Origin of the sequence: Anaerococcus groningensis (genome assembly GCF_046365465.1) — a bacterium.
Taxonomy (GTDB): domain Bacteria; phylum Bacillota; class Clostridia; order Tissierellales; family Peptoniphilaceae; genus Anaerococcus; species Anaerococcus groningensis.
In genome coordinates, this window is record NZ_JBGMEG010000003.1 from 257,595 (window position 1) to 270,521 (window position 12,927).

Consider the following 12,927-nt stretch of genomic DNA (forward strand, 5'->3'; position numbering starts at 1 on the left):
ATTTATAAAGATTTATAAAGTTTCTTTAGTACTTAGATAATATTCGTAAGCATTATTTTTTACAACAACAGTATCACAAATCATATCCATTAGAGATTGTTTTTTTGGGGCAAAGGCAACCAATACGTATAAAAATAATAATTTGTTTTGTACATATCTACCGCATGTTTCACGTGAAACAACTTGACTAAAAGTTAATTTTTCTGATTTTGTAGGGATGACTCTGATATTAGTAACCATTTTCCCTAGGGTTTGGCCATGGTTAAAGTAGGTCATTAGTGTAAAATATGCCAGTGTTATTAACCAATAAATTATAGCAAAGGCACTAATGGTTTCTGTTAATTGAAAGTCTGTACCTATTAGGTTTTTTATTATGTTTGCTATAGAATTTGTTACAAGCATATCTATGGCAAAGGCTAAAAGTCTTATAAAAAAACCCGCGTAGTAAAAGTTAACTGCTTGCTCATGTTTTTTTTCTACTACTACTTCACTAACTTCACTCATAGTAACCTCCATATAAATACATTGGTTTGTTACTTTCTTTTTCCATAAATTCTTTTAATATTGCAAGATCTGATTTTGGGTTATCTTTATTTGTTGAAAAAGCTGGTAGGTATCTAGCAAAGGCATTTGCTAGTTCATTTTTTTCAACAACCATAGGATCTGTTAATTTCCCGTTTTTAGTTATATCAGCGACAGCTGCATCTAAATCACCAATTTCATCTACTAATCCATTTTTTACCGCTTGGCTACCATCATAGATTCTACCATCTGCAAGTTTTTTAACATCTGCTTCTGACATATGGCGGCCATCAGCAACTACTTTTACAAATCTAGAAAAAGCGCTATCTACTAGGGCTTGAAAATATTCTTTTTCTTCCTTGTCCATGTCACGGCCAGTAGATCCAGCGTCCTTCATTTTACCAGTGGTTATATTTTGCTCTTTTATTCCGTATTCATCAAAGAGTCCTTCTAAAGAATATGATTGCATGATTACACCAATAGAGCCTGTGAAGGTTTCATTTGATGCGTAGATTTTATCGCATGGGGCCGATATATAGTATCCACCACTGGCAGCTACTTCTTGCATAACGGAATAAACTGGTATATTTTTTTCTTTTACCTTTTCGATTTTCTTGGCAATTTTTTCGCTGGCATAGACTGATCCACCTGGTGAATTTATATGAAGGATAACTCCTTTTATAGTGTCATCTTCTAAGGCTTCATCTAGTTTTTCTACTATATAGTCATTTGAATCGTCATTGGCAATTACACCATCTACATTTAAAACCATTATCCTTTGAGCTGGATTTGTTCCATATAAAACTTCATCCTCTGCTCCCATAAATCTTTCTCGAGCTTGGTCATAAAAATTCGCCTGCTCGAACTCTTTAATTTGACTACCTGCATTGGAAAATGCTGCTAGTAAAAATACTACTAGGGCAAGGCCTGCCGCTAGCCATCTTTTTTTGTTATTATTTTCCATACTTCCTCCTTATTAGTATTTATTATAAACTATTGTTAATAGATTAACATAGTATATAATTGTTTTATTTACTTTAAAAAGTATAATTATAGTGCATGACAGTTATCGTTAACACTAAGAATAATTGTAATGTATAGGCCTTACGGCCTATTTTACATATCTATGTAATATTATATCCAAATTAAAAAACTGCCCAACATTTTGGGCAGTTTTTTATATCTCTTCGCCTGGATTACTATCTGGGTTATTGCCCTCGATATCATCTGGATTTTCATTTATTGGTGGTAGATCATTTAATTCAGTTTCTTCATTATCCAAATCATTTAAATCTACATCTGTGTTTTTTCTAACCTCTTCTTTATCTACTGGTTGTGCATCTTTACGGTTTAATATTTCCATAAATTGTTCGCCTGTAATGGTTTCTTCTTTTAGTAAGAAGTCAGAAATTTCATGAAGCTTATCCATATTTTCTTTTAGGATGTCAATTGCTCTCATGTGGGCTTGGTTAATAATTGATTGAACTTTCTCATCAATTTTATTACCTGTTCCGCTTGAAACAATTAGGCTTCTTTCTCCACCTAAGTATCTACCTTGGATTTGTTCTAGTTGCATAAAATCAAAATCTTCATCCATACCATATATGGTAACCATTGACCTTGCCATAGCTGTGGCACGTTCTATATCATTGCTTGCACCAGTAGTTTTTGTATTAAATACTAGCTCTTCTGCAGAACGTCCACCAGCAAAGGTACAGATCTCATCAAAGAGTTCTTGCTTGGTCATGATATATTTTTCATCTTTATCAACTGTCATGGTATAACCCAATGCCCCACCAGTTCTTGGTACTATAGTTATTTTTGTAACTGGAGTTTTGTGAGTTTGAATAGCTGCTACTAGGGCATGGCCAACTTCGTGGTAGGCAATAATTTTCTTTTGATCATCAGAAATAACTGCATTTTTCTTTTGTTGACCTGCTATTACTACTTCTATTGACTCTTCTAAGTCCTCTTGGGTTAACTTTTTACGGCCTTCACGCACTGCACGTAAAGCACCTTCGTTTATAATATTTGCTAAGTCTGCCCCAGATGTTCCTGCTGTTCTTCTTGCTATTTCTTCATAATCGATATTATCTTCACGTTTGATATTTTTTGCATGAACTTTAAGGATATCTTCACGGCCTTGTTTGTCTGGTAGTTCTACTTGAACTTGTCTATCAAAACGGCCTGGACGTGTAAGGGCTGGGTCTAGGATTTCTGGTCTGTTTGTTGCAGCTAAAAGTACTACGCCCTCTGTTGCATCAAAACCATCCATCTCATTTAATAATTGGTTCAATGTTTGTTCACGTTCATCATTTCCAGAAAAACCACCTGTATCACGTTTTTTACCAATAGCATCAATCTCATCGATAAATACTATACATGGAGCTTTTTCTTTTGCTTGTTTAAATAAGTCACGTACCTTACTTGCACCAAGACCTACAAACATTTCTACGAATTCTGAACCTGAGATACTAAAAAATGGTACACTTGCTTCACCGGCAACTGCTTTTGCTAAAAGAGTTTTACCAGTTCCTGGAGGTCCTACTAAAAGTACTCCCTTTGGAACTTTTGCACCAATTTCTTTGTACTTGCCTGGATTGTGAAGGAAATCTACGATTTCAAATAAGCTATCTTTGGCTTCTTCTTGGCCAGCTACATCACTAAAGTTTTTTCCTGTTTTATTTTCTACATAAACTTTGGCATTTGATTTACCAAAATTCATAAAGTCTGCGCCACCACGGCCTCCCATGGTTTTTGTAAGAGATCTTGAGGCAAAATAAAAGATTGCCCATAGGAATAATAAAGGCAGGATAGATGTTAGAAATATAGTTAACCATGGGTTCATAGTTGTTTCTATTTCTTTTGAGAAATTTAGCTTACTATTTTTCTTTTTAGCTTCTAAAAGTCTATCTGTTATATCTGTATCTTCCCATAAACCTGTTTCAAAAGTTTTTTCTTCACCATCTTCAATAGCTTTGAAAGTGTATTTAGTTTTATCTTTTGAAACTTCTGTAACCTGATCATTATCAATCATGGTTACAAACTGGCTATAGCTTACTTCCTTAGCCCCATCTTGGCTAATAACTGGATTTAGTGCAAATCTAATTACTATATAAACTACAATTGCAATTATCCAATAATACAAGAGGGGTCTATTAGGTCTATTTTTTTTCTCACTCATCTTATAGTCCACTCCTTGAGATATAATTATCTAAAAGTATATCAAGGCCTTGTAACTCATCAATTATTGTTTGTAGGTTTACATCTATATTATCAGTTGGTATATCTGATCTTATTTGGTCAAAGTAGCTACCTACCTTATCAGCTGCAGCGCTTCCCTTATCAGTTAGCTCTACATTTACAACTCTCTCATCTTCTTCAGATCTAACTCTTGTTACAAATCCTTGTTTTTCAAGTTTTTTGCAAATATTTGAAATATTGCCGCCTGTTACGCCAATAGCTTTTCCCAGGTTTCCTATAGAAACTGGTTCCTTATTAGCATAAAGGGTGATTAACATTTTTAGTTGCAAGGTAGTAATGCCCAATTCTTGAGCTGTATCTTGCAATAGTATATCAATTTTATGTGATATCTCTCTAATCATAGAGAAAATTGAATTATTAAATTCAAAAAAATCAATATGTTCTGTTGCCATAACTCCTCCTGGATATATATAGTCTATTAGATTATTTTACATATAATTTTATATTTTTCAATCAAAAAAATATTATTTTTAATATCCATTAATTAAAAATAATATTTTATATTTTTACATCTATCAACTTTTACCAATTATCCTTATCAAACTTACCTTCTTTAACTAAGGTAATATATTTAGCTGCATCTAGGGCTGCTACTTGTCCTTCACCTGCAGCCTTATTTATTTGATAAGGTCTACCAGCTATATCTCCAGCTGCATATAGGCCACGAATATTAGTACGGCAGTTTTTATCAACTATTATATGCTCTTTATCAGTTTTTATAGATGGCACAAGCCTTTCAGGTTTTGAAGAATCACGGATTATGAAAAATCCATCAGCATCAATCTCTTTGCCAGATTTAAACTTTAGGGTTGTTGGATTTACATCTCCTATAAATTCTACTGGGACTTCTCCATTGATTACTTCTATATTATCATTTAACTCAGGGTTTTGTTTATACATATTTATATAAGTAAGTTTATCTACTACTTCTGCTGTATAATTTGCTTCTTCTACTGATTCTTCGTTATAGCCTATTAGGACAACTTCCTTGCCCTTATAAAAACTAGCATCACAGGTTGCACAATAAGAAACACCCTTGCCAAAAAATTTATCTTCACCAATCAAATCTTTTTTAAGCTCTATACCAGTTGCTACTATAACAGATGTAGCTTCTAGCATCTGATCACCTTTTAATATGATTGCAAAATAATCGCCCATGGCATAAATTTGTTGGACTTTTTCATTTGATCTTTCTATATCATGGCCTGATAAAGTTTTCTTAAAATTTTCATTTAGCTCTTCACCACTGATAGTTCCAAAACCTAAATAATTTTTTATCCCTTCAGTTTTAGAAATTGCTGGGGAATCGCTTCCAAAAACTATAACATTTTTATTTCTTATACTAGCATTAACAGCAGCGCTAAGTCCTGCAGGACCAGCGCCGATAACTGCTAAATCATATCTCATTATAAATATTTTCCCACTGCTTCTTCTAAAACATCTTTTGATTGAAAGCCTACAAGTGTTTCTAGTAGTTTACCATCTTTAAAAATCATAAGGCTTGGAACTGCATTTACATTATATTCACTTGCAATTTCTTCTACTTCATCTACGTCTACTCCATAGATAGGATAATCAACTTCGCTTGCTAATTCCTCTAAAACTGGCGCTTGCATCTTGCATGGTCCACACCAAGTAGCATTAAAATCTACAAGGCAAAGACCCTTGCCAGATTCAACTTCATCTCTAAATCCTAATGTATCTAATTCACGCATAATTTTCTCCTTTTTCTTTTTTAGTTATGGTTATAAGTTGCAGAAGTTTTTATTTTGAAAATTAATTTTTACTATCGTACTACTTATTTTCTTATCTCCTACTACTCCTAATAATCTAAATTTTAACTATCTAAAACTAGTTTTGCTCAACTAGTCCCCTAACTTCCATAACTGGTAGCGAATATATTATACCCTTATTTTCTTCATCTAAATTCATTTGCTCATAAATAGCATCTTTGATTTTTCCTACTAGGTCTTTTTTTACCAGCATTATTACTATATCTTTTTCAGGTTCTATATTCATATTTAGCAAAATTGATTTTACTTCTTTGGCTGAGCCTCGGCCATGGACTAGGGTTGCACCTCTTGCACCGTTTTCTTGGGCAATTTGTACTGCCTTTTGGCCATTGTGCCTGTCTACTATTACATATAAGGCTACATAATCTATTTCAAAATTCAAACTTTCTTCTCCTTTATAATCAAGTGGGGATGTAAATGCTATACCTGTATTTGTTTTATCTAATTTACCACTTAAATCACTTAATACTTTTCTAACACTTTCATCATCTAGGGTTGCCATAACAATTTCTTTTTTAATTTTATCTATATGAAGCATACTTGATATGGTATCATTGGCTGATCCATAACCGTAGACACATGAAATAGCGTAAGCTCCATCATCTTTTAAAACTTTCATAAAATCACTACCAAGGCCTCTTGGCAATATTACTCTTAAAAGTTGCATTATCTTATTCCTTTCTTATAAAGGTAGCCTAGGACCATTATTGTAAGGACTGGCATCATTGCCACAAAGGATATTACTCCAAAACCATCTGCCACATTTCCTGCAACTCCTTGGCAAAAGGCAAGAATAAAAGTTGCTGTCATTGGCCCTGAGGCAACTCCACCTGAGTCAAAGGCTATTCCTACAAATATTTGTGGGACTTTTAATGATAATAATAGAGAAATTAAAAATCCTGGCACTATTACCATCCATAGGGCAAAATTATCTGAATTTATTCTTATAATTGCAAGCATAACTGCTGTTGCAACTCCTATGGATAAGGCCCTTAAAATACTTTTTCTAGGAATAGACCCACCTGTTACATCTTCCACTTGTTCAGCCAAAACTGCAACCGCAGGTTCTGCAAGTACTACTACAAGTCCCATTATAAAACCAATTAAAGGTAAGAATTTTGATCCACTTAGTCCTTCACCTAAGACTCTTGCAAGCTCCATAAAGCCTGCCTCAACTGAAGTTAAAAATATTATAAGACCTAGATAAGTATAAAACAAACCAAATAAAATTTCTGTTAATTCTTCTTTATTTAGCTTAAAATACTTAAAATTCATCACGAAAAATACTATGGCAATAGGAACTATTGCAAAGCTAGCATTTTTTATTCCAGATATAAGGGCTGATGTATGGGCAGAAGCTTCTATTTCTAAAGCTGTATCACCAACTGACAAACTCATTAAAAGTCCTGCAAGGATTGGCCCTGCTGATGCTATTCCTACCAAACCAAAAGAGTTATCCTCACTGTAATCCCCTTTTAAGTTTGCTACTCCAAGACCTAGGGCAATTATAAAAGGAGTTGTCATAGCGCCTGTAGTTGCCCCTGATGTATCAAAGGCAATAGCATGGCCCGTTTCATTTGAAAGTATCATTAGTCCAAAAATAAGAATATAAATTACCCACATTAGTTTTGAAATACTAATCTCTTTAAATATCCTATATAAACCTATAGAAATCATAAAACCCACACCTAGAGAAATTATTGCAACAATACTCCATGGTGAAAGGCCAATGGCATAAGTTACTTGGTTGGCCAAAATCAATAAGTCAGGTTCTGCCATAGAAATTACAAAGCCGATAAAAATACCAAAAAATACTACCTTGATAATCTTATCAAACCTTCCTAAAAAATCTCCCATCATGGTCCCGATTTTTGAAATAGAAAGGTCTATTCCTGATAAAAATATAGATAAGCCTAGGATGACACCCAGTGATCCTAAAACAAAATTAATAAGCAAAGAGCGCTCTATCCCTACAAAAAAATTGAGGATAAAAACTAAAACCACTATTGGCAAAACAGCCTTAGTGTTCTCTTTTATATAATCTAAAAATATAGACTCCTCCTTTATATTTTTAAAAAAAGAGGCAATCTTTCGATTGTCTCTTTCTTAATTAAATGTTTAGTTGCGTATTGTCTTATTCAGCTGCTGCTTGGCTAGCAGTTATAATTGCTGTTTCGTAAACGTCATCTGCAGAGCATCCACGAGATAAATCATTAACTGGTGCGTTTAATCCTTGAAGGATAGGTCCTATTGCCTTGTATCCACCAAGTCTTTGAGCTATTTTATAACCAATATTTCCTGCTTGAAGGTCTGGGAAAATAAATACATTAGCTTTTCCTGCTACATTTGAATCTGGAGCTTTTTTGCTAGCTGTTGTTTCATCAATGGCAGCATCAAATTGTAATTCACCATCAATTGCAAGGTCTGGAGCAAGTTCTTTAGCTTTTACTGCTGCTTCAGATACTTTATCAACTAGTTCATGTTTTGCAGAACCTTTTGTTGAGAATGATAGTAAAGCAACTTTTGGATCAATACCAAATAGTTTTGCAGTTTTTGCTGATTCTACTGCAACTTCTGCCATTTCTTGAGCTTCTAGAGTAATATTTACAGCTACATCAGAGAATACATATTGTTCTCCATTTGGTCCTACCATAATCATAACACCAGATACTCTTGATACACCTGGTTTTGTTTTGATAAGCTGTAGGGCAGGTCTAATTGTATCACCTGTTGTTCCAACAGCACCTGATACCATACCATCTGCAAGACCAGTTTTTACCATCATAACACCATAGTAGTTAGTGTTTTGTAGCATTTTTTCTGCATCTTCTTTAGTATTTTTACCTTTTCTAAGTTCTACGAATTTTTCTACAAACTCATCAAAGTGGCTATCATTTGCTGGATCGATTATTTCTAGGTCATTTAATGTCAAGCCGTTTTCTTCAGCTGTTTTTTCTACTTCTTCTTTATTTCCAAGTACGATTGGTTTAATAAGTTCATCTGCTTGGTGGCGGATAGCAGCTTCTAGGATTCTTTTGTCAGTCCCTTCTGGGAATACTATCTTAAGGTCTTTTCCTTTAACTGCATTTGTTGCTTGTTGTAAAATTGTTGAGCTCATTTTTCCTCCTAAAAATTAAATAAAGTCTCTTCTATTATATATACCCAAAAATCTACAAATTATTTTTAACTTATAGATTATTAAGCCACTTTAACCACGGGCCTTTTGTAAGGCCGCTTCTTCTTGTTGGGATATATCTCCCCTTGTTTGACCATTAGTAATTTCTTTTAAATATACATTTGATCCATCACTTCCATAGATACTTGTAAGAATAACTCCATTGTGGAAACTATCTAAAAGACATAGGCAGAATGAAAGTTGATTTGTATCACCATCAAAGGCATTAAAATGTACAACTGCCATATTGCTAATAGCACCCATTGTTGTATCTTTTGCTTCAAGAGATCTTTGATCGACAGATAATAACTGTTTATTGGAAGATTCTATCTGGTCATTTAAGGTTATAAGTAATTCTTCTAAATTTACATCTTCGTTAGAGCCTCTTAGTAAATGGTCGTAGCGTTTTTTTTGTCTTCTTAATTTGTTATTCATTGACTGAATCATAGCAAATTCTACTATTACTAAAACTGCCATGATACCAAGTATTACATATACTGCTGTCATTGCTTCCTTCTTTCGATAATTTGTTGGTTTTTAATATAAAGCTTATTCGCCTCATCTTTTTTACTGGCCAGATCAAAACTTTCTCTAGTCATGTCTAGGTTTAATTTTATAGTAGGTAAAGATGAGATTAGAGCTTGGTAGAGCAAGTCGTTGGCTATTTCCCCATCCGTTATTGTAGATTTTTTTCCATTTTCTAAAAAGAAACTTATTTTATCTAGGGCTACTATATTTTTTTCTACCATATTTAATAAGGGTGTTGCAGCTTCTAGATAATCATCTTCACTAGCAGATTTATCTTTTATCCTATCCATCAGATGATTAAATTTATCTACATCATCTTGCATATAAGTTTCATAATCTTTTGAAATTTTCAAAAGTGTTTCACGTGAAACATTTGCATCTTTTTCTAAATTTTCAAAATGTTTTTTATCCATCATAAGAGCCAAATTTATTGCAAGATTAGAAACTAGAATTAAAATTGCTCCCCCACCTGGATTTGCATCTGCTTGTCTACTTTGGTAGATAAGCTTAGCCACATCCATATTAATTAGATTCATTTTTTATCCTATCGTATAATTTTTCTATATCATCTATGCTATAACAATCAATAGTTACTTTATATGATTTGCCATCTTTATTAATAGCAACTTTTGATCCAACTTGGTCCATAAATTTTTCTTCCAAATCTTCAACTAAGATTTGGTCAATATTTGGACCATAAGTTTGTTTATTAGTTTTTTCTGTAGATTTTTTTTCTTTTTTCTTAGTGACTTTTTTTTCTACATTTCTTATATTCGTACTACCATTTATAAAATCATTTAAAGTTAAACTTCTTTGGTTTTGGTCAGATATTGATAATAAGGTTCTAGCCTGGCTTGGAGAAATTTTTCCATCATCTAAGGCCTTTTTTTCTACATCAGTTAAGTTTAGTAACCTTAAAGTATTTGCAATATAAGACCTAGACTTACCCATTGTTTTTGCAATTTGTTCTTGGGTCATATTGTGATTTTCTGATAATTTTTTGTAGGCACGGGCTTCTTCTAAAGTTTTTAAATCTTCCCTTTGCACATTTTCTATTAGGGATAAGATTTCAATTTCTCTATTAGAATAATCACGAACTATGGCATCAATTTCTTTTAGCCCTGCAATCTTACTTGCACGGTATCTTCTTTCACCAGCTATTATTTCATAATTATTATCTACCTTTGAAACCACAATTGGATTTAGTAAACCATATTCTTTTATGGAAGCTGCCAAATCATTTAGGGCTTCTTGGTCAAAGTGTTTTCTAGGTTGGTTGGTTCTAGGTTTTAATTTTTGGATGTTAATTTTTTCTATTTTATCTCCAGGTTTTTGTTGGTCAATCTTTTTAACTTCATCTTTTATAGCTAGTTCGTAGTCAGTGTTTAAAGAATAATTTAAGTTTTTACCTGCTGCTTGTTTTTCCTTTTCCTCTACTTCTGGAATCAAAGAATGTAGGCCACGTCCTAGGGTTCTTTTACTTGACATCTATTCTCCCTTTCTGTTTTCTTGATTTTTTATTATTTCATTGGCAAGAGCTATATAAGCTACTGATCCTTGTGATGTGGAATCATATTCTATAGTTGATAAGCCATGACTTGGGGCTTCTGCAAGTCTAGGATTTCTTGGAATCATAACTTTAAATACATTGGTTTTAAAATATGATTTTACTTCTTCAACTACTTCATAAGAAAGAACGGCCCTTTTATCAAACATGGATAATAAAACACCCTCAATTTCTAATTCTTCGTTAAGTTGTTTTTTTACCATATTATATGTATTCATCAGCTCACTTACACCTTCTAGGGCATAGTACTCAGTTTGGATTGGAATAATGATTGAATTGCTAGCTACCAAAGCATTAATAGATAAAAGTCCTAGGGATGGTGGACAGTCAATTAAAACAAAATCATATTTATCATCATCTATGAGATCAATGATATTTTTTAATTGCTTGGTACGTTCTAAGGCATCTAACTCAACTAATTCTACTTCTAAACCTGAAAGAGCAGATTCTGAAGGGATGATATCTACCCCAGATTGGGTTTTTGTAATATACTCATCTATATTAATAGTAGTTATTTCTTCTTCTAAGGCCTCTTGGATTTCCTCATTTTCTACTTCTGTTTCTGATGTTTCATCTTGTTCATTTTCCTCTTCAGTAGATTCTTTTATATTTTCTTCTAAATTTTCTTTTTCTTCAGAGCTGTCCTCATCACCCGCATAAAATAATTCATATAGGGAATTATCTATATTATATTTATCTAGGCCAAGACCTGTTGTTGTATTGGCTTGAGGGTCTATATCTATAACTAAGACTTTCTTATCCAAGTAATTTAAAGCCACAGCAAGGTTTACAACACTAGTTGTTTTTCCGACCCCACCCTTTTGATTAAATACCGATATTGTTCTCATATTTACCTCTCATTACAAGTATAGCTGTATCTATAATATTTATTTTTGTACGAAGCCTTACTCTATTCCTATCTCCATTTAATTGTAAATGGTCAGTATATTTTTTACCATTATATAGTACACCCATCCATACTTCACCTGTATGGGCGTATCCGGTGGTTGCCAAGCATAAATTTGCACCTGTTTGCTCATACAATCCATCTAACATTTCATTTAAGACTTCTTCACTAACTACACTGTACTCTTTTATTGTTTCACGTGAAACATTTAATATTTTTTCTTTCACTTCATCAGCATAAGTTACATAAGCTTCTGATATTACATCGGATGCGCCAGGTATATCAATAATAGAAGATGCTATCAATCCACCAGTTATTGATTCTGCTGTTGATACTTTTTCATTTTTCTCTTTAAGTAGGTTAATTAAAACTTCTTCTTTTTTTATATTCTCGGTAGTGATTACAAAAGGTCCTAAACTTTCATTTACTATCTTGACCCCTTCTTCTAATTGGCGGTCTACTTCTTCTTCTGTATCTGCTTTAGCAGTTATCCTCAAAATCGGACCCTCATCTGTTATATATGGGCTAATGGTAGGATTAGTCCTATCAAGGTCTAAACGTCTAGCCATATCCCATTCACCTAATAGGGCTATTTTAGCAATTTTTGATTTTATTATATCAGTTCTTGTTATATGTTTAACAACCTCGTTATCAAACATAATTTTCATTTCATTAGGTGGGCCAGGCATTAAAATATATTTGGTCCCTTGGGGACTGGTCAATATACAGCCTGGGGCAGTGCCTACAGAATTTTCTAATATAATTGCAGATTTTGCAAATTTAGCTTGTTTAATATTAGCATTTGCACTTTTTTGATCTCCATTAAAAAACTTCACTAGAGCATTAAAGGAGTTTTGATCAACTTCAACTTCCTCTTCTAAACCACAAACTCTAGTTGCAATTTCTTTTGATAAATCATCTGGTGTAGGGCCAAGTCCTCCACTGGTAATTACATAATCAACTTTGCCATCGCATTCTTTAAAGGCTGCAAAAAGTCTATCAGGATTATCCCCTATGGTTTCCATTTTATAAAGATCAATACCATGCTCCATCAATCTTTGAGCAATATATTGAGAATTTGTATCGACAATATTTCCCAGCAAAATTTCTGTTCCTATTGAAAAAATTTGTGCTTTCATTCTATCTCCATTCTAAATTAACTTAACTTTAT

14 protein-coding genes are annotated in these 12,927 nt (G+C 33.2%); all 14 read right to left on the minus strand.

Annotation, left to right across the window (positions count from 1 at the left end; genetic code table 11):
* Positions 1 to 12: 12 nt before the first annotated feature.
* Positions 13 to 504 carry an RDD family protein gene (locus tag AB9Q04_RS02825; protein WP_410023866.1) on the minus strand — a complete coding sequence of 164 codons (492 nt, stop codon included), beginning with the start codon at positions 502 to 504 and terminating at the stop codon, positions 13 to 15.
* The gene (sppA, locus tag AB9Q04_RS02830) at positions 497 to 1,486 is read right to left on the minus strand and encodes a signal peptide peptidase SppA (protein ID WP_410023867.1); all 990 of its coding nucleotides are present in this window, start codon (positions 1,484 to 1,486) and stop codon (positions 497 to 499) included. Before sppA ends, AB9Q04_RS02825 begins: the two co-directional genes overlap by 8 nt.
* A 213-nt stretch (positions 1,487 to 1,699) precedes the next feature.
* A complete protein-coding gene (ftsH, locus tag AB9Q04_RS02835; protein WP_410023868.1) occupies positions 1,700 to 3,706 on the minus strand; it encodes an ATP-dependent zinc metalloprotease FtsH in 2,007 nt (668 codons plus the stop codon).
* A 1-nt stretch (position 3,707) separates the two neighbouring features.
* A complete protein-coding gene (locus AB9Q04_RS02840) occupies positions 3,708 to 4,178 on the minus strand; it encodes a MarR family winged helix-turn-helix transcriptional regulator (protein ID WP_410023869.1) in 471 nt (156 codons plus the stop codon).
* 130 nt (positions 4,179 to 4,308) lie between these two features.
* The gene (locus tag AB9Q04_RS02845) at positions 4,309 to 5,193 is read right to left on the minus strand and encodes an NAD(P)/FAD-dependent oxidoreductase (protein WP_410023870.1); all 885 of its coding nucleotides are present in this window, start codon (positions 5,191 to 5,193) and stop codon (positions 4,309 to 4,311) included.
* Positions 5,193 to 5,501, minus strand: a complete 309-nt coding sequence (gene trxA / locus AB9Q04_RS02850) for a thioredoxin (RefSeq protein WP_410023871.1) — start codon at positions 5,499 to 5,501, stop codon at positions 5,193 to 5,195. Before trxA ends, AB9Q04_RS02845 begins: the two co-directional genes overlap by 1 nt.
* Positions 5,502 to 5,637: 136 nt before the next feature.
* A complete protein-coding gene (locus AB9Q04_RS02855) occupies positions 5,638 to 6,246 on the minus strand; it encodes a transcriptional regulator (protein ID WP_410023872.1) in 609 nt (202 codons plus the stop codon).
* Positions 6,246 to 7,583, minus strand: coding sequence for a DUF1538 domain-containing protein (locus tag AB9Q04_RS02860; RefSeq protein ID WP_410023873.1), 1,338 nt, complete (start codon positions 7,581 to 7,583; stop codon positions 6,246 to 6,248). The genes AB9Q04_RS02855 and AB9Q04_RS02860 overlap by 1 nt, the downstream gene beginning before the upstream one ends.
* 130 nt (positions 7,584 to 7,713) lie before the next feature.
* A complete protein-coding gene (gene pta / locus AB9Q04_RS02865) occupies positions 7,714 to 8,697 on the minus strand; it encodes a phosphate acetyltransferase (RefSeq protein ID WP_410023874.1) in 984 nt (327 codons plus the stop codon).
* A gap of 90 nt (positions 8,698 to 8,787) precedes the next feature.
* Complete coding sequence (locus tag AB9Q04_RS02870; RefSeq protein ID WP_410023875.1) at positions 8,788 to 9,261, minus strand: DUF4446 family protein; 474 nt, start codon at positions 9,259 to 9,261, stop codon at positions 8,788 to 8,790.
* Positions 9,258 to 9,818: a cyclodeaminase/cyclohydrolase family protein gene (locus AB9Q04_RS02875; protein ID WP_410023876.1), complete on the minus strand. Its 561-nt coding sequence runs from the start codon at positions 9,816 to 9,818 to the stop codon at positions 9,258 to 9,260. Before AB9Q04_RS02875 ends, AB9Q04_RS02870 begins: the two co-directional genes overlap by 4 nt.
* Positions 9,805 to 10,770, minus strand: coding sequence for a ParB/RepB/Spo0J family partition protein (locus tag AB9Q04_RS02880; RefSeq protein ID WP_410023877.1), 966 nt, complete (start codon positions 10,768 to 10,770; stop codon positions 9,805 to 9,807). The genes AB9Q04_RS02875 and AB9Q04_RS02880 overlap by 14 nt, the downstream gene beginning before the upstream one ends.
* Complete coding sequence (locus tag AB9Q04_RS02885; RefSeq protein ID WP_410023878.1) at positions 10,771 to 11,697, minus strand: ParA family protein; 927 nt, start codon at positions 11,695 to 11,697, stop codon at positions 10,771 to 10,773. It abuts the gene before it with no gap.
* Positions 11,675 to 12,895, minus strand: a complete 1,221-nt coding sequence (locus AB9Q04_RS02890) for a CinA family nicotinamide mononucleotide deamidase-related protein (RefSeq protein WP_410023879.1) — start codon at positions 12,893 to 12,895, stop codon at positions 11,675 to 11,677. Before AB9Q04_RS02890 ends, AB9Q04_RS02885 begins: the two co-directional genes overlap by 23 nt.
* Positions 12,896 to 12,927 lie beyond the last annotated feature (32 nt).

Coding starts and splice junctions, on each gene's coding strand:
- AB9Q04_RS02825 (WP_410023866.1), bottom strand. CDS start 504: ATGAGTGAAGTTAGTGAAGTAGTAGTAGAAAAAAAACATGAGCAAGCA.
- sppA (WP_410023867.1), bottom strand. CDS start 1,486: ATGGAAAATAATAACAAAAAAAGATGGCTAGCGGCAGGCCTTGCCCTA.
- ftsH (WP_410023868.1), bottom strand. CDS start 3,706: ATGAGTGAGAAAAAAAATAGACCTAATAGACCCCTCTTGTATTATTGG.
- AB9Q04_RS02840 (WP_410023869.1), bottom strand. CDS start 4,178: ATGGCAACAGAACATATTGATTTTTTTGAATTTAATAATTCAATTTTC.
- AB9Q04_RS02845 (WP_410023870.1), bottom strand. CDS start 5,193: ATGAGATATGATTTAGCAGTTATCGGCGCTGGTCCTGCAGGACTTAGC.
- trxA (WP_410023871.1), bottom strand. CDS start 5,501: ATGCGTGAATTAGATACATTAGGATTTAGAGATGAAGTTGAATCTGGC.
- AB9Q04_RS02855 (WP_410023872.1), bottom strand. CDS start 6,246: ATGCAACTTTTAAGAGTAATATTGCCAAGAGGCCTTGGTAGTGATTTT.
- pta (WP_410023874.1), bottom strand. CDS start 8,697: ATGAGCTCAACAATTTTACAACAAGCAACAAATGCAGTTAAAGGAAAA.
- AB9Q04_RS02870 (WP_410023875.1), bottom strand. CDS start 9,261: ATGACAGCAGTATATGTAATACTTGGTATCATGGCAGTTTTAGTAATA.
- AB9Q04_RS02875 (WP_410023876.1), bottom strand. CDS start 9,818: ATGAATCTAATTAATATGGATGTGGCTAAGCTTATCTACCAAAGTAGA.
- AB9Q04_RS02880 (WP_410023877.1), bottom strand. CDS start 10,770: ATGTCAAGTAAAAGAACCCTAGGACGTGGCCTACATTCTTTGATTCCA.
- AB9Q04_RS02885 (WP_410023878.1), bottom strand. CDS start 11,697: ATGAGAACAATATCGGTATTTAATCAAAAGGGTGGGGTCGGAAAAACA.
- AB9Q04_RS02890 (WP_410023879.1), bottom strand. CDS start 12,895: ATGAAAGCACAAATTTTTTCAATAGGAACAGAAATTTTGCTGGGAAAT.